Source organism: Shinella sp. WSJ-2 (assembly GCF_003432075.1).
Lineage (GTDB): Bacteria > Pseudomonadota > Alphaproteobacteria > Rhizobiales > Rhizobiaceae > Shinella.
In genome coordinates this window covers 12,134-30,971 of record NZ_QWBU01000001.1, presented here as the reverse complement: position 1 = coordinate 30,971, position 18,838 = coordinate 12,134, and the positions used below count along the sequence as shown (strand labels likewise).

The 18,838-nt window shown below is 59.9% G+C and carries 16 protein-coding genes; 8 read left to right on the top strand and 8 right to left on the bottom strand.

Annotation, left to right across the window (positions count from 1 at the left end; all coding sequences use genetic code 11):
* Positions 1-83 precede the first annotated feature (83 nt).
* Complete coding sequence (locus D0Y60_RS00160; RefSeq protein ID WP_117366126.1) at positions 84-1,334, top strand: sensor domain-containing diguanylate cyclase; 1,251 nt, start codon at positions 84-86, stop codon at positions 1,332-1,334.
* Here the strand turns inward: D0Y60_RS00160 and D0Y60_RS00155 are convergent.
* On the bottom strand, positions 1,331-2,203 hold the full coding sequence (locus D0Y60_RS00155) for a pseudouridine synthase (protein ID WP_245409081.1): 873 nt from the start codon (positions 2,201-2,203) through the stop codon (positions 1,331-1,333). The genes D0Y60_RS00160 and D0Y60_RS00155 overlap by 4 nt on opposite strands.
* 74 nt (positions 2,204-2,277) lie before the next feature.
* Between D0Y60_RS00155 and prmB the strand changes: the two genes are divergently transcribed.
* From prmB to D0Y60_RS00135, 5 genes are all read left to right on the top strand, one after another.
* Entirely contained in the window at positions 2,278-3,195 is a 918-nt protein-coding gene (gene prmB, locus D0Y60_RS00150) for a 50S ribosomal protein L3 N(5)-glutamine methyltransferase (protein ID WP_117366124.1), read from the top strand.
* Positions 3,196-3,622: 427 nt separating this feature from the next.
* Positions 3,623-5,038 (top strand): M10 family metallopeptidase, encoded by a 1,416-nt coding sequence (locus D0Y60_RS00145; RefSeq protein WP_117366123.1) that lies wholly within the window; start codon positions 3,623-3,625, stop codon positions 5,036-5,038.
* A gap of 598 nt (positions 5,039-5,636) precedes the next feature.
* Positions 5,637-6,764, top strand: coding sequence for a hypothetical protein (locus D0Y60_RS24545; protein ID WP_147324475.1), 1,128 nt, complete (start codon positions 5,637-5,639; stop codon positions 6,762-6,764).
* Between the two features lie 141 nt (positions 6,765-6,905).
* Positions 6,906-8,879 (top strand): threonine--tRNA ligase, encoded by a 1,974-nt coding sequence (gene thrS / locus D0Y60_RS00140; RefSeq protein ID WP_117366122.1) that lies wholly within the window; start codon positions 6,906-6,908, stop codon positions 8,877-8,879.
* A 74-nt stretch (positions 8,880-8,953) separates the two neighbouring features.
* Complete coding sequence (locus D0Y60_RS00135) at positions 8,954-9,790, top strand: lysophospholipid acyltransferase family protein (RefSeq protein ID WP_117366961.1); 837 nt, start codon at positions 8,954-8,956, stop codon at positions 9,788-9,790.
* Here D0Y60_RS00135 and D0Y60_RS00130 read toward each other — a convergent pair.
* Positions 9,787-10,782, bottom strand: a complete 996-nt coding sequence (locus D0Y60_RS00130) for a hypothetical protein (protein WP_117366121.1) — start codon at positions 10,780-10,782, stop codon at positions 9,787-9,789. The two genes, D0Y60_RS00135 and D0Y60_RS00130, sit on opposite strands and share 4 nt — an antisense overlap.
* Positions 10,783-10,881: 99 nt before the next feature.
* On the opposite strand from D0Y60_RS00130, the gene D0Y60_RS00125 reads away from it, so the two are divergent.
* A complete protein-coding gene (locus D0Y60_RS00125) occupies positions 10,882-11,466 on the top strand; it encodes a nitroreductase (protein WP_117366120.1) in 585 nt (194 codons plus the stop codon).
* Positions 11,467-11,470: 4 nt separating this feature from the next.
* The gene (locus tag D0Y60_RS00120) at positions 11,471-12,079 is read left to right on the top strand and encodes a flavin reductase family protein (RefSeq protein ID WP_117366959.1); all 609 of its coding nucleotides are present in this window, start codon (positions 11,471-11,473) and stop codon (positions 12,077-12,079) included.
* A gap of 6 nt (positions 12,080-12,085) precedes the next feature.
* On the opposite strand, the gene D0Y60_RS00115 is transcribed toward D0Y60_RS00120, so the two are convergent.
* The 6 genes from D0Y60_RS00115 to phaC form a co-directional block, all read right to left on the bottom strand.
* Complete coding sequence (locus D0Y60_RS00115; protein ID WP_117366119.1) at positions 12,086-12,889, bottom strand: endonuclease/exonuclease/phosphatase family protein; 804 nt, start codon at positions 12,887-12,889, stop codon at positions 12,086-12,088.
* A gap of 24 nt (positions 12,890-12,913) precedes the next feature.
* A complete protein-coding gene (gene sthA / locus D0Y60_RS00110; RefSeq protein ID WP_117366118.1) occupies positions 12,914-14,320 on the bottom strand; it encodes a Si-specific NAD(P)(+) transhydrogenase in 1,407 nt (468 codons plus the stop codon).
* 138 nt (positions 14,321-14,458) lie between these two features.
* The gene (gene radC, locus D0Y60_RS00105) at positions 14,459-15,256 is read right to left on the bottom strand and encodes a DNA repair protein RadC (RefSeq protein ID WP_245409080.1); all 798 of its coding nucleotides are present in this window, start codon (positions 15,254-15,256) and stop codon (positions 14,459-14,461) included.
* A gap of 40 nt (positions 15,257-15,296) precedes the next feature.
* On the bottom strand, positions 15,297-16,124 hold the full coding sequence (gene map, locus D0Y60_RS00100) for a type I methionyl aminopeptidase (RefSeq protein ID WP_117366116.1): 828 nt from the start codon (positions 16,122-16,124) through the stop codon (positions 15,297-15,299).
* A gap of 30 nt (positions 16,125-16,154) precedes the next feature.
* Entirely contained in the window at positions 16,155-16,874 is a 720-nt protein-coding gene (gene sfsA, locus D0Y60_RS00095; RefSeq protein WP_117366115.1) for a DNA/RNA nuclease SfsA, read from the bottom strand.
* A gap of 6 nt (positions 16,875-16,880) precedes the next feature.
* Positions 16,881-18,737: a class I poly(R)-hydroxyalkanoic acid synthase gene (gene phaC, locus D0Y60_RS00090; protein ID WP_117366114.1), complete on the bottom strand. Its 1,857-nt coding sequence runs from the start codon at positions 18,735-18,737 to the stop codon at positions 16,881-16,883.
* Positions 18,738-18,838: the final 101 nt, after the last annotated feature.

Below are 18,838 nucleotides of genomic sequence, written 5' to 3'. Positions count from 1 at the left end.
CGTTGCCCGCAGGGCATGCACATGTTCAAAAGACGCACCGGTTTTGTCCACAGGCAGGGTCGAGCCTAGAGGGGGAGTACGGCATGACAGCGAGGACATTCGGCAAGTCGTCGGCGGAAGCCATCAAGCGGGAGAGGGATCGCCTTGCCGCGCTCGACAATCTCGACCTTCTGAACAGTCCGCGCGACGAAGGGTTTGATCGCATCGTCCGATTGATCCAGCAGGTCTTCACCGTCGAAATAGGCCTTGTCTCGTTCATCGACGGTCATCGGCAATGGTACCAGGCCTGTTCGGGTCTTTCCGCTGACGAGGTGCCGGTCGAAGATACCTTCTGCCGCTATGTGCTGAACGATGATCAGCCGATGGTGGTGCAGGACGCGAGCAGGGATCCGCGATTCATTACGCATCCTGCCGTAACCGGGCCGGATCATGTGCGTTTCTATGCCGGCGTGCCGCTGAAAACGAAGGCTGGGCATACAATCGGCACCGTGTGTGCGATTGATCGGACACCGCGGTCTTTCAGCCGCAAGGATCTCGGTATCCTTGAGGAATTGGCCGGTGCCGCCATGGACCGGATCGAGCTTATGCAGACGGCCTCGACCGACAGCCTGACCGATGCTCTGACGCGCCGGGCCTTCAAGCGCGAGGCCGAGCAACTGATCGCGGCGGCGCTGCGCCACAAACACGACCTTGCCTGCCTCGTGCTGGATGTCGACCACTTCAAGAAGGTCAACGATACCTATGGTCATGCGGCTGGCGACGACGTGTTGAAGGCGGTGGCCGCCACGTGCCGGTCGAAGCTGCGGACCAGCGATTTGCTCGGCCGTCTCGGCGGCGAGGAATTTGCGATCCTGCTGTCGCATGTCGGGGCCGAGGAGGCGATGATTGCCGCTGAAAAGCTTCGGGCGGAAATTGCGGCGCGAGCCATCTCGGGCGAATTCGGAACGATCAATATCACCGCCAGTTTCGGCGCGTCGGCGCTTTCTATCGTCGGACGTGATATCGAGACGCTGCTCGCGCAGGCGGATGCGGCCATGTACCAGGCGAAGGGCGCGGGGCGGAATCGTTGCGTCGCCTACGCCTCCATGCAGAGCGCCGACGGTATGAGCGCGCGTCGCCGCGTTCTCAAGGCTGGCAACATCGTCTTCAACGAGCGTCGCTCGACGGTCGATTGTACCGTGAAAAGCCTCGGCGTGGATGGCGCCGGCATCACGGTCAGCAACACGGCCGGCATTCCGCCGGAATTCATGCTGACAATCAAGGCGGACGGGTTCGAGACAAACTGTTCGGTCATTTCGCGCGATCGGCAGAACCTTGAAGTCGCTTTCCGCTAGCCGCGCCGGATAAGACGGCGGAGATCCTTGATTTCCGCATCGGCAAGGGGGCGGACGGCGCCTTTTTCCAGCTTACCGAGTTGGAGACTGCCGATCGAGACGCGCAGTAGGCGCAGGCATTCGATGCCGAGCGCTTCCAGCATGCGGCGGATCTGGCGGTTGCGGCCCTCGTCGAGGGTGATTTCCAACCAGGAGTTCTTCTCGCCCTCGCGCAGCTTGCGCACGGCCCTGGCGCGCAGAAACTCGCCGTCGTGATGCACGCCGGCCTCAAGCGCCGCGAGCACCGTGTCGTCGGCGACGCGGTCCATTTGGACGTGATAGGTTTTGGCGACATGGGTCGCGGGGTCGAGCAGGGCGTTGGCGAATTCCGTGTCATTGGTGAAGAGCAGCAGGCCTTCGCTCGCCTTGTCGAGGCGGCCGACGGGGGAGATGTGGGCCTCGGAAAAATCCTTGAGGCAGTCGAACACCGTCGGACGGCCCTCCGGGTCGTGGCGGGTGGTGACGAGGCCGCGCGGCTTGTTCAGCATCAGGTAAAGGCGCGCCTCGGCGACGACGGAGTTTCCATCGACGGTGATGACGGCTTCGGCAAGGTCGATCCAGGTTTCCGGATCGGTAACGGTGCGGCCGGAGAGCGCGACGCGGCCTTCTGCGATCAGTGCCTCGGCCTGGGTGCGCGAGCAGAAGCCGAGTTTGGAGAGTGCGCGGGGCAGGGTAACGCGCTTGCCGTCCGGCGCCGTCTTCGGTTTTGCCACTGGGTGCAGCTTGGCGACGGAGGGGCGCGACGCCGCGCCTGCCTTGCGGGCGGCGGCCGGTTTCTGCCTGTTGCGCGTATCCTTCGCCATGCTGTCGCGGAAAGCCTCTATGGTTATGATTGACCGCTCCGCCCTTGCCATTCTAAAGCCGGGTCCGTCCAGCTAATATTCTATCGCACACGAGGCTACCGTTGACAGAGCAAGACATCACAACCGAACTCGTGACGCTGCGCGACTACTGGCGCTATGCGATCTCGCGCTTCAACGCCGCCGATCTCAGCTACGGCCACGGCACGACGACGGCAAGCGACGACGCTGCCTATCTGCTGCTCGACAGTCTGGAACTGCCGATCGATGCGCTCGATCCTTTCCTCGACGCCCGCCTGCTGCCGGAGGAGCGTCGCCTTCTCGCCGAGCGCATCGAGACGCGCGTGACGACCCGCAAGCCCTCGTCCTACATCACCGGCCGCGCCTATATCCAGGGCGTGCGCTTCCATGTTGACGAGCGGGTGATCGTGCCGCGCTCGCATATCGGCGAAATTCTGTTTGCCGAATATCTTGGTGAAAACGGGTCGTCCTTCCTGCCGGACCCGATGGCGGTGGAGCGCGCCGTCGATATCTGCACCGGCTCCGGCTGCCTTGCCGTGATCGCCGCAAAGTTCTTCCCGCAGGCGACGGTGGATGCGGTGGACCTCTCGGCCGATGCGCTGGAGGTGGCCAGGATCAATCTCGACGAACACGATGTCGAGGACCAGGTGACGCTGTTTCAGGGCGATCTCTTCGCCCCGCTCAAAGGCCGCACCTACGACCTCATCATCACCAATCCGCCCTATGTCGACCACGAGGCGCTGGACGGCTATCCGCCGGAATTCCGCGCCGAGCCTAAAATGGCCCACGACGGCGGCGTCGACGGGCTCGATCTCGTGCGCCGCATTCTCGAAGAAGTGCCCGCCTATCTCAATCCCGAAGGCGGCATGATCTGCGAAATCGGCTCCGGCCGGGAAATCCTGGAAGAGGAATTCCCGCATCTCGATTTCGTCTGGCTGGAAACAGCCGAATCGCAGGATGCGGTTTTCTGGATCTCGGCGGAAGCGCTCGGCGTGTCCTGAACGTCTGCCAATTCCCGCGATAGGTGAGCAGAGTTTCGGTGGTCGGCAACGGCCACCGAAATCGCTTAATTTGTGAAACGTCTTAACCACTGAAATTTGTAGTATTTATAAAAATATCTTAGTAAACTTTTGCAATTCTATCGATATAAAAATACGTATTTCCCGAAATTTTCCTTTTTTATAATGGTTTTTAGTTAAAATAAATTAATTTTATCAATTTTTCTCATTGCTTCGATGCATGCAGGAATTTTATCTGTGCACTGATGAGAATTTTGATTGAAGTATTTTCCGGATTTTATGAATTTATTCTTCTGTTCCATCTTGTAGGCGTTGCGCCAATAGATAGGACGCAGATTTCGGTATTCTCCATCTGGACGATTCGCCAATTCACCCGTAATGCTTGCGTAGAAAGTTCAGGGGGCGTTTTATGGCGAAAATTATTACTGCACCGAAGGTTAGCAGTTCTCTTCTCGATGCGATAACCGCGAATAAGGTCTGGGGGGAAGTCAACCTCCAGTATTATTTCGGAAACCAGAATAGCTTATCTCTAGATTCGGAATTCAAGTCCGCTTTCCTGGAAGAGTTCACCGGCAAGCCCGACGCGGTCTTCGCGTTCAAAAGCGTTGCACTGAAGGCCTACAATTCGCTTTCGGCGGTTACGGCGCTCAACCTTACGCAAACCACGGATACGACGAAGGCGGATCTTGTCCTTGTCAGCTCGTCGAATCCGATCGACAGCGATCTGGAAGGTTTCTTCCCATTCCCTGGCACGTCCCATCGTGCGGCCGGCGACAGCTGGCAGATGGGCGTCTTCAATTCGGGCGCGGAAGCACTGATGGCGACGGCTGAAAAGGGTGGCGGTCAGTATGCGAGCTGGACCGTTCTGCACGAAATCGGCCACTCCATGGGCCTGATGCACACGCATAACGAAGAGACGGGCGAACCGCTCACCGTCACGGGCGTGCTGGACAACGAGCGCTATTCGGTCATGTCCTACAATGCCGCAAGCGGCGGCGTGAAATACGGCCATGCCGTTACCTACATGGCGCTCGATATTGCTGCCTTGCAGGCGCTTTATGGCAAGGCTGACTACGCTGAAGGTACCTCCACCTATCGTTTGAATGTCGCCAAGAGCACATCGCTCGATCTTGGTGAAGGCCACATGTCAATCGGCCGCGCTTTTGCCTGCGTGTGGGATACGGGCGGTTCGGATACGATCAGCGTATCGGGCGGTGACTACAGCATCATCAATCTGTTCGATGCGACCCTAAACACGTCGGCCAACACCGGCGCGATGGCAAGAACGCTGGCCGCGCTGAAAACCACTGCTTTCTATGACGATCTTTCCAGCGGCATCCGCAAGGCGCTTGTCCTTGCCGAATACACGGCCGGTGGGTCGTTCAGCCAGATCCTGCAGGAGGGAACAAGCGGCCTGAAGGGGATCGGCGGCGGCTTTACCATCGCCAATGGCGCCGTGATCGAAAATGCCCGGGGCGGCGCGGGTGATGACCTGCTGATCGGTAACGAAGCCAAGAACTCCCTGTCGGGCGGCGGCGGCAACGACACCATCATGTCGTCCTCCGGAACTGACAAGATGACGGGGGGCTCCGGCTCCGATACCTTCGTTTTCGCTCGCGGCGATGGCCACGACACGATCATGGATTTCCAAGGCATCGATCTCATCAGCCTCGTCAACTTGAGTGGCGTGACGTCGCTGTCGTCGTTCAAGAGCCATGCGGTCGATACCGACAATGGCGTGCTCCTGACCGTGGGATCCGACACGTTGCTGCTCAAGGGCGTTCTTGAAAGCAGTCTGACAAAGGGCGATTTCCTGTTCGCCTAAAGAGACGCTGCTGGCCTGTCTATACGGAGCCCTTCTGACAAGGAGGGCTCCGTTTTCGCTTGGCCCCAGGCGTTCTTCGGAGGCGGTCTTGTCCTCCTTCAGGCATGGCAAGGCTTCGCTGCACATCGTCTTCGCATCGCCTGTCCAAAAACCGCTTGCGCAGGTTTCGGGGGCATGCGCGTCCATGCTTGCATGGCGGACCCAAACCGACCCCGCGACCCGGGGAAGGGGGAAGCCTCGCCCGCCGCGGCTTGCGCCGGCCCTATCCCTCACGGGAAAAGGCCTTTGCCCGCCACGACGCTCCACGCCTCTTTCGCCCCTGCCGTACGTTGCGGCAAACCACGAAAGCGCCTCCTCCCATTCGCATCGACACGTTACGCGATCCGTCCGGCGGCGGAAGGAGGTTTAGGATAGAGCGGGTTTTGGGGGCGGGGAAATTGGAGAGGATATTTCGTCAATGTACTTTGTATGCGAAAGTGGTCTGTCATCGGGGATATGAAGAACAAATGACCATGCCGTTCCAGCTTGAAAGCAGAAAGGCGCCTCTGCGTCGGCATGGCTTGGTAAGCATTTCGACTTATCTCCAGAGTAAAAAATTATGAAAATCGATATAATGAATGACCATCCCGAAGAAATTAATAATAGGGATTATCCTCGAATTTCGGAAAAAAACTGGGAAACGCTGTCTGTTTCTGCAGCAGTTTTTACGTTTGTTAGCTTTGTCGCTGCTGCAATTTGGCTTCTAGAAGGAGGAATTGAGGAGGGAGATTTATGGAAAATTCAGATTTTCACTCCATTCGGTGTTGCACTATTCGCTGGTGTTACTTACTGCACTGCTAATTGGCGGGGTAAAATTAATACGCGTCAAGCTGATTTAGCCGCAAGACAACTTCGCCTCTCCGAGCAAGAAGGCAAAGCGAAGCTTCTCCAGGAGGGCGCTAAATTGCTTGGAGAAGTCGGCAAGCCATCACATATATCAGCCGGAATTTCGACATTAGCTATATTGATTATGGGTGACGATGATGGGTTTGCAATCCAAGCAATGAATCTGATTGCGGATCTAATCCAGCGCGAGATGGGTAATAATCATAATCATATCCATCAGGTGGAAGCATTTCTTGCGCTTAAAAGAGGCGCAGACATCGGCCGTAAATCAGATCGAGAAGTTCGATTTGACGCAAACAACTCTGACACGCGATGGGAGGTGCTCTACGGCGTAAAAAACGCTTTGTATGTCGGTGGTTATTTTCTGGGGCTTGGTGGCGAGGTTGATTTGGTTTCCGAAAATGTTTATTTTAGTAATGTAAGATTTGAAGTCTGCAATAATATGATATTTAGCCATAAATTTAGTAACTGTAAATTAAAAGAGTGCGATATCTCTGTAGTTCAGAATTTTTGGTCGTCAGATGATCCTAAGATGTACCATGAATTTATAGATTGCGATTTTTCTGATGCAATTTTTGATGATTCTGATCATCTATTTAATAGGTATGATGTGTTGAGATTAATAAGAGGTAGAGATAATTATTTTGTAGATGGTCAACCGCCGCGCCTGTCTTCAGGAAGAGTAGTCAATTGGCTTGATCATTTTTCAGCTCAGCCGCATTCTCGAATGTCAATGCTTTTGGTTTTCTTATATATTTTTGAATTATCACGTTTTTCTGCCAAATTTCACCTAAATAATGTAGTATATATTTATGGGTGGAACTGTCGATTCTTGCGCTGATCAGGCCCATTCACAAGCTCTAACCCCTTTCAATCCTCTCCAAATCCCCGTATACCGCGCGACGCACGCGCTGGCGCATCCGGCCACTTACCCTCGCATACCACCCGCATTCGTTGGCGGGACTGGATAGGAGATTTTTTGATGTCTGCACCTGTTTCCCTGACTTTTCCCGATGGCTCCGTCCGCGACTATCCCGCGGGCTCGACGGGCCGTGATGTGGCTGAGGCGATTTCCAAGTCTTTGGCCAAGAAGGCGATCGCGATTGCGCTCGATGGTGAGCTGCGCGATCTCTCCGAAACCGTTTCCAACGGCCGGATCGAGATCGTCACCCGCGAGGACGATCGGGCGCTGGAGCTGATCCGCCACGATGCCGCCCACGTCATGGCCGAGGCCGTGCAGGAGCTTTGGCCCGGCACGCAGGTGACCATCGGCCCGGTCATCGACAACGGCTTCTACTACGATTTTGCCAAGAACGAGCCCTTCACGCCCGACGATCTGCCCAAGATCGAAAAGCGCATGAAGGAGATCATCCAGCGCAACAAGCCGTTCACGCGGGAAATCTGGTCGCGCGACAAGGCCAAAGAAGTCTTTGCCGCCAAGGGCGAGGCCTACAAGGTCGAGCTGGTCGATGCGATCCCGGCGGGGCAGGACCTGAAGATCTATTACCAGGGCGATTGGTTCGACCTGTGTCGCGGTCCGCACATGGCCTCGACCGGCCAGATCGGCACGGCCTTCAAGCTGATGAAGGTGGCCGGCGCCTATTGGCGTGGCGACAGCAACAATCCGATGCTGACGCGCATCTACGGCACCGCCTGGCGCACGCAGGAAGAGCTCGACACCTATCTCAACATCCTCGCCGAGGCCGAGAAGCGCGACCACCGTCGTCTCGGCCGCGAAATGGACCTGTTCCACTTCCAGGAGGAAGGGCCGGGCGTCGTGTTCTGGCACGGCAAGGGCTGGCGCATGTTCCAGACGCTCGTCGCCTATATGCGCCGTCGTCTGGCCGGCACCTATGAAGAGGTGAACGCGCCGCAGGTGCTCGACAAGTCGCTATGGGAAACCTCCGGCCACTGGGGCTGGTATCGCGACAACATGTTCAAGGTGACCGTTGCCGGCGACGAGACCGACGACGAGCGGGTCTTCGCGCTTAAGCCGATGAACTGCCCCGGCCATGTGCAGATCTTCAAGCATGGCTTGAAGTCCTATCGCGAACTGCCTGTTCGCCTTGCGGAATTCGGAAACGTGCATCGCTATGAGCCTTCAGGCGCGCTGCACGGGCTGATGCGCGTGCGCGGCTTTACGCAGGACGATGCGCATGTCTTCTGCACCGACGAGCAGATGGCGGCGGAATGCCTGCGCATCAACGACCTCATCCTCTCGGTCTACAAGGACTTCGGGTTTGACGAGGTCGTCGTGAAGCTCTCGACCCGTCCGGAAAAGCGCGTCGGTTCCGATGCGCTGTGGGATCGGGCGGAAAGCGTCATGATGGATGTGCTGAAGCAGATCGAGGCGCAGTCCGGCGGACGCATCAAGACCGGCATCCTGCCCGGCGAGGGTGCGTTCTACGGCCCAAAATTCGAATATACGCTGAAGGACGCCATCGGCCGCGAATGGCAGTGCGGCACGACGCAGGTCGACTTCAACCTGCCGGAACGGTTCGGCGCGTTCTATATCGACCAGAATTCCGACAAGAAGCAGCCGGTGATGATCCACCGCGCCATCTGCGGCTCGATGGAACGCTTCCTCGGCATCCTGATCGAGAACTTCGCCGGCCATATGCCGCTGTGGATCGCCCCGCAGCAGGTGGTGGTGGCGACCATCACCTCCGAGGCCGACGACTACGGCCGCGAGGTGGCGGAGAAGCTGCGCGACGCCGGCATGACCGTCGAGACCGATTTCCGCAACGAGAAGATCAACTACAAGGTCCGCGAGCATTCCGTGACCAAGGTTCCGGTCATCGTCGTCTGCGGCAAGCGGGAGGCGGAGGAGCGCACGGTTAACATCCGCCGTCTCGGTTCGCAGAACCAGACGTCGATGACGCTGGACGAGGCCATCGCCTCGCTGTCGCTGGAAGCCACGCCGCCGGATATCAAGCGCAAGCTCGGCAAGGCGTGATGGCGACAAGGCTTGTCTGAAAACCTTCATGATCCCGTGCTATCGAGTGCGGGATCATTTTTTTGGGGAATGCCGTGCGGTTCAAGGAACTGTCATACGCCAACGAGAACGATCCGCGCCTCAAACGATGGTTCATCCGCTCCATGGAAGGTCTGGCCGGGCGTAACCGCTATGCGCGGCTCTACAACATCTGGCGCACCTCCATCGTCGGAACCAGCGCGCGCGTCTTCGGCGACATGCTCGATCTCATCAATGTGCGGCTCAGCGTGCAGGGCGCCTGGCCGCCGGCGAACTTGCCGGAGGGACCAGTCGTCATCGTGGCGAACCATCCGTTCGGCATCGGCGACGGTATTGCCGTGCTGGCGCTGGCCGAGCAGCTAGGGCGTCCCTTCAAGGTCATGATCCATAACGATCTGCTCAAGGTGCCGGAAATGCAGCCCTATGCGCTTCCGGTGTCCTTCGAGGAAACGAAGGAAGCGCTCGCGCTTAACATGAAGACGCGGACGGAGGCTGTGCGGCTCCTGAAAGAGGGAACGACTGTCATTGTGTTTCCAGCGGGCGGTGTGGCGACGGCCAAGAAGGTGTTCGGACGTGCGGAAGATCTGCCGTGGAAAATGTTTCCGGCAAAGCTCATCCAGACCGCGCGGGCCAGCGTCATTCCAGTCTATTTCGAAGGGCAGAATGGCCGGCTCTTCCATCTCGCCAGCAAGGTTTCGCTGACGCTGCGGCTGTCACTGCTCATCCGCGAATTCCGTCGTCTATCAGGCTCGACCATCGGCGCGCACATCGGTGGCGTGCTGTCCTGGGCGGAGCTTGATTCGGGAGACCGCAAGACGCTGACTGCGCGGCTCTATGATGCGGTTTTTGCGATGGCACCGCGACCCAAACCGTTCCTGCGGCGGGCAGGTTAGTCGACGACATCCTCGGCGGCGGCCTTCTGGTCGTTCGCCTTTTCGTCGAGCAGCACCTCGACATCCGTGTTCACGCCGGCCTGCACGGTGAAATCGCGCTGGTAGATCTTGTTCTTGTTCCGCGCGACCGCAATGTAGCTGCCTTCGGCCAGCACGACGGTCGGGAAGGCACCGACGCTTTCGGAGACGGTGTCGCCTGAAGACGTCAGGATCGACCAGGCGGTATCGGCGATCGCCTCGCCACCGGCTTCCGAGACGAGTTTCAGCGTAAGTTTTGCGGCCCTGTGCTGGATGGTGGCGCGCGTCAGCTTGCCCGCTTCCACCTGGATATCGGCGCGAATGACGGCATTGACCGTGCCGTAATCGGAAACGACGTGATACGTGCCGGCGTTAAGACGGACAACGGAGTTCGGCTTGACGTCGTCCACGACGAGGTTGCGTTCGCCATCCTCGCGCACTTCGGCGGCGTAGATGGCGAAGCTCAGTTCCTTCGGCGGGATGCGCACGTCGGAGCCGGAGACGGCGTTCAGCATGATGCCGCCGGCATCGAGCACCATGACCTGTTTGTCGACGTTGCCCGTGTCGGGCACGACAAGCTTCTTGGTGGCTCCGGCGCGGCCGAAGGCGACGTTGACGAAATATTCGCCGGGCACCAGCTGGAAGGCGGCCGTGCCGCCCTCGGAGGTCGCCAGCAGCGGCAGCTTGCCATCGGCGCCGGGGATGGGCGAGAAGACACGCCAGGTCAGGCCATGCTGCATGGGGCTGCCATCCTTGGTCAGCAGCGCCTCGCAGGTGATGTCGCGCAGGTTCTTCGGTGTGGCTTCACCTGTGATGATCGGGTTGAACGAGGTTAGCTTGCCACCCTTCACCGGCGGGGTGGTGATCTGCGAAAAGCTCTCGACCGAATCCTGCGCGCGCACGGGAACGAGCGACGCAACAAGGCTCGCGACGGTAAGGCCCACGGCGACGACGGGATGGAGAGGCATGCGCATGGATGTGGTTGACTTCCTGACTGTAAGGCTCCACTTGAAGACGCGCCGAATGGCATTTTCAAGGCCGGCCCGCCGACACGATATTGGAACTCCCGCCCGATGAAAACCGAAATCAAGCTGATCGATTATCTTTCGACCCGCCGGTCTATTCCTGCCTTTCAGATGAGCGAGCCCGGCCCCTCCAAGGAGGAGGTCGGGGAGATGCTGACGCTCGCCTCGCGCGTGCCGGACCACGGCAAGCTCGCACCCTGGCGCTTCATCGTATATCGCGGCGAAGAACGCCGCCGCATCAGTGAGGAACTGGCGAAGATTGCGATCGGTGACAAGCCCGAGCTTTCCGAGGAGATGGTGAAGGTGGAGAACACGCGGCTGACGCGTGCGCCCGTCGTCGTCGCCGTGGTCAGCAAGGCAGCGCCGCATTTCAAGATCCCGGAATGGGAGCAGGTTATGTCGGCGGGCGCCGTTTGCCTGAACCTGGTCATGGCCGCCAATGCGCACGGCTTCGCCTCGAACTGGCTGACGGAATGGTATGCCTTCGACAGCCGCGCCTATCCGATCCTCGGTATCAACGAGGGTGAGAAGGTCGCGGGCTTCATTCATATCGGTACGCCGACCGTGCCGCCGACCGAGCGTCCGCGTCCGGAACTGGCCGAGATCGTTACATGGGTCGGCGATGACGCCTGACGCGTTGTTTTACGAGACGGCGGAAAACGCGCATGGCTTGAAGCACGATCCCTTCAAGGCCATCGTCGCGCCCAGGCCGATCGGCTGGATTGGCACCAAGGCAGCGGACGGGCGACGCAACCTCTCGCCCTATTCGTTCTTCAACGCGGTGAGCGATACACCCAAGCTGGTGATGTTTTCCTCGAGCGGCCACAAGGACAGTGTGACGAATATCGAGGAAACGGGTGTATTCACCTGCTCGCTGGCCAGCCGCCATCTCGCAGAAAAGATGAATGCAAGTTCTATTGTCGTGCCGCGCGGTGTCGACGAATTCGAACTTGCAGGGCTGACGCCGGTCACGGGGCGGCTTGTTGACGCGCCCTATGTCGGCGAGGCCTATGCGGTGCTGGAGTGCAGGACGACGCAGATCCTGCGGCCGGTTGATATCGAGGGGCGCGAATCCGACAATTGGGTCGTGTTCGGCCAGGTGCTCGGCATTCACATCAGCCCTGAAATCCTTCGGGATGGCCGCATTGACATGGCTGTTGCCCGTCCGCTCGGGCGCATGGGCTATATGGATTATACCGATGGCGGGGCGGAGGTCTTTGCCATGGCGCGGCCTAAAAGCGGCTGAACGCCATTATCCGATCGTCAGAAGCAGCGGCCGGTGGTCTGAAACCTCCGGCGTCTCGACGACGCTGAAGGTCTCGACGCGCAGGGCGTCGTTCACCAGCATGTAGTCCGCGTAGCGTCCCGACTTCGTGTAGACCGAGGTCCGCGTATCGGTGAAGCCACGGGTGGTAACCAGATCGGTCAGCCCGAGACGACCAAGTGTCGTGAAGGTGGCGCTATCGGGCAGTACGTTGAAATCACCACACAGGACAAGGCCTTCACCGTCGCGGTGCAGCCCGCCGATGAGCGAGGCGAGGGCGTCTGCCTGATAAGCGCGCGCCGGCGTGTCGCCCTTGCCATCGAGTTCGCGCAGGCCATGGAACTGCGCGACCGTCAGTGCGCGGTCCGCCTGGTAATCATAGAGGCGGAAGGCGTGGGCGTTTCGGGCGCGCGGATGGGCGCCGAAACCGTGCGGGGAGAAGGTGCCATGCACGAAATCCAGCGCCTGACCAATGACAGACATATCCTGTCGGATGAATGTGGCGAGGCCGAATTCCTGATGGCAGGGACGTTCACCGTCCATCAATTCGCCGCGCGCGGTCGGTGCGAAGAAACCGTCATGGCCGGATAAGATTTCGGCGATCTCACCATAGAGATTGGCGCGTTGCTGAAGCTCGACTGCGCCGTCGCGGTAAGTCAGCCAATCCGACCGCGAACCGATGGCACGCGGCACCTCCTGCAGGCAATAGACGTCTGCATCGGCCGTGGCGAGGTAATCGAGAAGCGGCGCATGCAGCATGCCGCCCCAGACATTCAGCGACAGGATTTTCATGCGCGGCTCCTTCGACCGGCGGGCTCAGCCCGCCTGAGAGAGGTCGCCCATTCGGTTCCAGGCGTCGAGGCCGGCGATCTTGTAGGCTTCGGCGAGTGTCGGATAGTTGAAGGTGTTTTCGACGAAATATTCGACGGTGCCCTTCAGGTTCAGCACGGCCTGGCCGATATGGACGAGCTCGGTCGCGCCTTCGCCGACGATGTGCACGCCAAGCAGGCGGCGGGTCTTCAGCGAGAAGATCATCTTCAGCAGGCCCGAGTTGAGGCCCATGATGTGGCCGCGCGAGGTCTCGCGAAAACGCGCCATGCCGCATTCATAGGGAATGCCGCGCTCCTTCACCTCTTCCTCGGTCAGGCCGCAGGTGGAAATTTCCGGCACGGCATAGATGCCGTAGGGGAAGTACTTCGGCGGCTCCTTGGCGATGGCGCCGACGGCGACGCGGGCGGCGATGCGGCCCTGTTCCATCGAGGTGGAGGCAAGCGCCGGGAAGCCGACAACGTCGCCGGCGGCGTAGATATGCGGCACCTCGGTCTGGAAGGTTTCCGGGTTCACGCTAAGGCGGCCGCGCTGATCGGCCGTCAGGCCGGCAGCGGCAAGGTTGAGACTATCCGTCGCGCCGACGCGGCCGGCGGCATAAAGCACCATGTCGCAGGTGACATGGCGGCCGTTGTCCAGCGTGATCTCGCATTTGCCGTTGGGCAGCTTCTCCACCTTGTCGGCCTTCTGGCCGAGGATCAGCTTCATGTTGCGGTCGCGCAGATCATGGATGAACTCCTCGATTATCTCCTTGTCGATGAAATCGAGGATGGTCGCCTTTGGATCAATGACCGTGACCTGCGTATCGAGTGCCGAGAAGATCGTGGCATATTCGATACCGATGACGCCGGCGCCGATGACGGCCATGGAGCGCGGCAGTTCCTGGATGTCGAGCAGTTCATCGCTATCGAGCACGCTGACGCCGTCAAAGGGGATGCTTTCCGGGCGATAGGGTTTTGTGCCGACGGCGAGCATGATGCTTTTTGCCTGTACATGGATGGTCTCGCCGTCGTCCTTGGCGATCTCCATCGTATCCGCCGTCACGAACTTCGCCTTGCCCCGGATATGCTGCACGCGGTTGCGGGCGAACTGGTGCTCCAGCACCTCGACCTCGTGATCGAGCGTGATGAGCAGGCGGCGGCGCAGATCGTCGGCGCTGATTTCCTGCTTCACACGATAGGCGCGGCCGTAAAAGCCGCGCTCGCGCCAGCCGGAAAGGTTCAGCGCGGTCTCGCGCAGCGTCTTCGACGGGATGGTTCCGGTGTGCACCGAAACGCCGCCGACGCGCTTGCCCTGTTCGATGACCAGAACCTTGCGGCCGAGCTTGGCCGCCTGGATGGCGCCGCGGCGGCCTGCGGGGCCGCTGCCCACGACGACGAGATCATATTCCTGCATGTGAGATGGCCCCAAATCCTGTGCGGGAAGAATCGTATTGCGTTGCAGCAATTGTCTTCGCCGGGCAAATTTCGTCAACCTGATGTGCCAGAAAACCGTTTCAATCGGATGAATGTTTCATCATCCGATCTCGGGATTTCACATAAGTCTCAAGCCCTTGAGGCTGGCATGCCCGTCCTTGCCGATGATGATGTGATCATGCACCGTAATACCAAGCGGGCGGGCGGTTTCCACGATCGTCTTCGTCATGTCTATGTCCGCCCGCGACGGGGTGGGATCACCGGAAGGGTGATTGTGCACGAGGATGATGGCGGTGGAGGAGAGTTCCAGCGCGCGGCGCACCACCTCGCGCGGATAAACCGGCGTGTGGTCTACAGTACCCCGACCCTGCACCTCGTCGGCGATCAGGGCGTTGCGCTTGTCAAGAAAGAGGATGCGGAACTGTTCGCGCGGTTCATGCGCCATGGCGGCATGGCAATACTGGATGACCGAGGACCAGGAGGCGAGCACCGTCTTGTTGCGGATCTCGCTTTTCAGCGTGCGCTGGGCGACGGCGGAGATGAGCTTCAGGTCGAGCGCGACGGCCTCGCCGATGCCCTTCACCTCCTGAAGAAGCGCCGGTGTGGCGCCGAAGACCCCGGACAGTGTGCCGAAGCGGTCGAGAAGGGCCTTCGCCACAGGCTTCGTGTCGCGGCGGGGAATGAGGCGAAAGAGCAGGAGTTCGAGGATTTCGTAGTCCGCGAGCGCGGTATCGCCCGCATCGCGAAAGCGGGTGCGAAGGCGATCGCGGTGGCCGTGATAATGTTTGTCTTCCGGAGCCGGAACGGCTTTTGCCGACGACGTACGGGCCGGGCGCTCGAAGAAATGGCCGCGCTCATCAGCCTCGTTGAAGAGATCGTCGGCGAGCGGCGCGGCGTCCTCCGCGGTTGCGGAGATGGGGTTTCCCGGGCGGCCGCGCGATCCCGTCATGGGCGGCCTATGCGGACAGGCCGGGGCGGTCGAGGCCGCCGGGCGACAGGGTGAAGATCTCGCAGCCATCGGCCGTGACGCCGACCGTGTGCTCGTATTGCGCCGAAAGCGAACGGTCGCGGGTGACGGCGGTCCAGCCGTCGGACAGCACCTTCACATGCGGGCGACCGAGATTGATCATCGGCTCGATGGTGAAGATCATGCCTTCCTTCATTTCCGGACCTTCGTTGGACCGGCCGTAATGCAGGATGTTCGGCGCGTCGTGGAACAGCCGGCCGACACCGTGGCCGCAGAAATCGCGCACCACCGAGCAGCGCTCGGCTTCCGCATAGGTCTGGATCGCCTCGCCAATGGCGCCGGTGCGCGCGCCGGGGCGGACAGCGGCGATGCCGCGCATCAGGCATTCGTGGGTCACTTCCAGCAGGCGCTCGGCAGCGCGCTTGATCTCGCCCACGGGGTACATGCGGCTCGAATCACCGTGCCAGCCGTCGAGGATGAAGGTGACGTCGATATTGACGACATCGCCTTCGCGCAGCGGCTTATCGTTGGGAATGCCGTGACAGACCACATGGTTGATCGAGGTGCAGGTCGATTTGGTGTAGCCGCGATAGTTCAGCGTGGCGGGCAGGGCGCCGTGATCCATGCCGAATTCGAAGACGAAGCGGTCGATGACATCGGTCGCGACGCCGGGCTTGACCAGCGGATAGAGCTCATCGAGGCAGCGCGCCGTCAGCTGGCAGGCCTTGCGCATGCCGTCGAAGGCGTCCGCGTCATAAAGGCGGATCACGCCCGTGTTCTTCAGCGGCGCCGAGGTCGCGTCGATATAGGTCACCATGGTCCAACTTTCGCTCGTCTTTCCTGACCGTCATAAAACAGCGGCACCGGGTTCGTCCATGGCGATCGCGGCCACGGGGCGGATTTGCTTGGATGTAACGGCACATTTCACCGCATAGGCCTCGACGCCGCGTGCCATGGCGCGCTGAAAACCCTTTGCATAAGTCGGGTCGAGATCGGCGCAGATACGGAATCGCTCGCAATCCTCCCGCTGGATCAGGTAGAACATGACGGCGCGAAAACCGGCCTCGGCCATGTCGCCCAGCTCTTCCAGATGTTTTGCGCCGCGCTCCGTCACCGTATCCGGGAATTCGGCGAGGTGAGGCGTGCGGCGGAAATGCACGTTCTTGACCTCGACGTAGGCGGGTGGTCGCGTGTCACCGGAGAGCAGGATGTCGATGCGGGAATTGCGGCCGTATTTCTTCTCGCGCTCCAGCAGCGGATAGGATCCGAGGTCGGAAACGAGGCCGGCGCGGATGGCTTCTTCCGCAAGACGGTTCGGCAGGCCGGTATTGATGCCGACGACTGTGTCATCGGCCTCGACCAGTTCGAGGCGATGGCGGTGCTTTCGGGTCGGGCTGTCGCTTTCGGACATCCAGATGCGCGAGCCCGGCGCGGTCAGGCCGCGCATCGAGCCGGTATTGGGGCATGAGCCCGTAATCGCCGAGCCGTCATCGAGGACGGCGTCGAACAGGAAGCGCTTGTAGCGCTGCACGAGGGTGCCGGAGACAAGCGGCGGATCGAACTTCATGCGATATCAGGCACGCACGCGAACATAGGAACCGGGCGCTTCCTCGATGGAGTTCATCGTGCCGCCGGTCTTGCGAGCGGGCACCATGCGGTCGTCCTCGGCCTTGATCCATTCATGCCAGTTCGGCCACCAGGAGCCGGGCGTCTCCTTGGCTTTCGCCACCCAGTCCTCGAATTCCCCCTTCACCGGGCCACCGGTCCAATACTGGTACTTCTTCTTGTCCGGCGGGTTGACGACGCCGGCGATATGGCCGGAGCCGGCCATTACATAGGTGACCTTGCCGCCGAAGAACTTGCTGCCGACGAAGACCGATTTCGCCGGTGCGATATGATCTTCCTTGGTGGCGAGATTGTAGATCGGGATCTTCACGTCCTTCAGGGACAATGTCTTGCCGCCAAGCGTCATCTCGCCCTTTGTGAGCGTATTATTTAGATAACAATTTCTCAGATAAAACGAATGGTTGGCGGCAGGCATTCGAGTAGAATCTGAATTCCAGTAGAGCAGGTCGAAGGGCATCGGATCCTGGCCCTTCAGGTAGTTGTTGACGAAATAGGGCCATATCAGCTCGGAGGCGCGTAGCATGTTGAAGGCGGTGGCCATCTTCGAGCCGTCGAGATAGCCGGTCGCCTTCATGCCGCGCTCGATGACGTCGATCTGATCCTCGTCGGCAAAGACCTTGAGGTCGCCGGCATAAGTGAAATCGACCTGCGTGGTGAAGAGCGTGGCGGTGCGGATGCGCTTGTCGCCCTCCTGACCATGCAAGGCGAGCGTGGCGGCCAGCAGCGTTCCGCCGACGCAGTAACCGATGGCATTGACCTCTTCCTCGCCGGTCGCCTGCTTGATCGTGTCGAGCGCAAAACCGATACCCTCGCGAGCGTAGGATTCCCAATCCTTGTCGGCATGGCGCTCGTCGGGGTTCACCCAGGAGATGACGAAGACCGTGTGCCCCTGGTCGACCGCCCATTTGATGAAGGACTTCGCCGGGTTGAGATCGAGGATGTAGAACTTATTGATCCAGGGCGGGCAGATGAGGAGCGGGCGCTTCAGCACGTTTTCCGTCGTTGCGTCATACTGGAGGACCTGGCAGACATCGCTCTGGGCAAGGACCTTGCCGGGCGTCAGCGCCATGTTTTCGCCGATGGCAAACTTGCTGGTGTCGGTCTGGCGCAGCTTCAGGTCGCCCTTGCCGGCGGCAATATCCTCCGCGAGCATCTTCATCCCGCGCACGAGATTGGCACCGTTCGAGGCGACGGTCTCGCGGTAGAGCTGCGGGTTCGTCGTGACGAAATTGGTCGGCGAAATCGCGCTTGCGATCTGCTTCACATAGAAGCCGGCCTTGTGGCGGGTGTGCTCGTCGAGCCCGTCGGCGTCGGCGACGAGCTTTTCGGCCCAGTCGGACGTCACGAAATAGGCCTGGCGCAGGAAATCGAAGAAAGGGTTTTTAACCCAGTCCTCGTCGGCGAAGCGCTTGTCTTTGGCGTGCGGATCGGGAGCCGCCTCGATTTCCTGGCCGCCGAGCTTGTTCAAAGTGCGCGACCAGATGTTGAAATAGCTGCCGAGCAGCATGGTCTGGGCTTCGAGCGTCCGGCGCGGATCGGCCAGCCAGTATTCGGAGACCTTCGAGAGCGTCTTGACCATATCGACCATCGGCTCGGCAACGGTGTCGACCTTCTCGCCGCTTTCCCGCGGCGCCAGCCACGCGGAAGCTGCCTTTCCGAGCTGTTCCACGGTGCGCGCGATGTTGACCGTCAGCGCTTCGGGGTCCTTGACGATGTAAGGTTCGATCACGGCCGGGTCGAACGCCTGAAAACCGGGCTTGTCTGTGGCCGCATCGCGTTCACCCGCTTTGCTGTCCTCGGCCATCTCTTTCTCCCGATTTTATTGTCTCTTTTGTATTTTTACATTCTGTCCGAAACAGATTACAAGGGCCTGACAGCCTTTCCCGGCAATATCCGGAACCGGTC

What these genes read in the sequence shown, in the direction of transcription:
- phaC (WP_117366114.1), bottom strand. Translation starts at nt 18,737, where the DNA reads ATGGCCGAGGACAGCAAAGCGGGTGAACGCGATGCGGCCACAGACAAG.
- D0Y60_RS00145 (WP_117366123.1), top strand. Translation starts at nt 3,623, where the DNA reads ATGGCGAAAATTATTACTGCACCGAAGGTTAGCAGTTCTCTTCTCGAT.
- map (WP_117366116.1), bottom strand. Translation starts at nt 16,124, where the DNA reads ATGGTGACCTATATCGACGCGACCTCGGCGCCGCTGAAGAACACGGGC.
- sthA (WP_117366118.1), bottom strand. Translation starts at nt 14,320, where the DNA reads ATGCAGGAATATGATCTCGTCGTCGTGGGCAGCGGCCCCGCAGGCCGC.
- D0Y60_RS00125 (WP_117366120.1), top strand. Translation starts at nt 10,882, where the DNA reads ATGAAAACCGAAATCAAGCTGATCGATTATCTTTCGACCCGCCGGTCT.
- D0Y60_RS00130 (WP_117366121.1), bottom strand. Translation starts at nt 10,782, where the DNA reads ATGCGCATGCCTCTCCATCCCGTCGTCGCCGTGGGCCTTACCGTCGCG.
- D0Y60_RS00115 (WP_117366119.1), bottom strand. Translation starts at nt 12,889, where the DNA reads ATGAAAATCCTGTCGCTGAATGTCTGGGGCGGCATGCTGCATGCGCCG.
- sfsA (WP_117366115.1), bottom strand. Translation starts at nt 16,874, where the DNA reads ATGAAGTTCGATCCGCCGCTTGTCTCCGGCACCCTCGTGCAGCGCTAC.
- D0Y60_RS00160 (WP_117366126.1), top strand. Translation starts at nt 84, where the DNA reads ATGACAGCGAGGACATTCGGCAAGTCGTCGGCGGAAGCCATCAAGCGG.
- thrS (WP_117366122.1), top strand. Translation starts at nt 6,906, where the DNA reads ATGTCTGCACCTGTTTCCCTGACTTTTCCCGATGGCTCCGTCCGCGAC.
- D0Y60_RS24545 (WP_147324475.1), top strand. Translation starts at nt 5,637, where the DNA reads ATGAAAATCGATATAATGAATGACCATCCCGAAGAAATTAATAATAGG.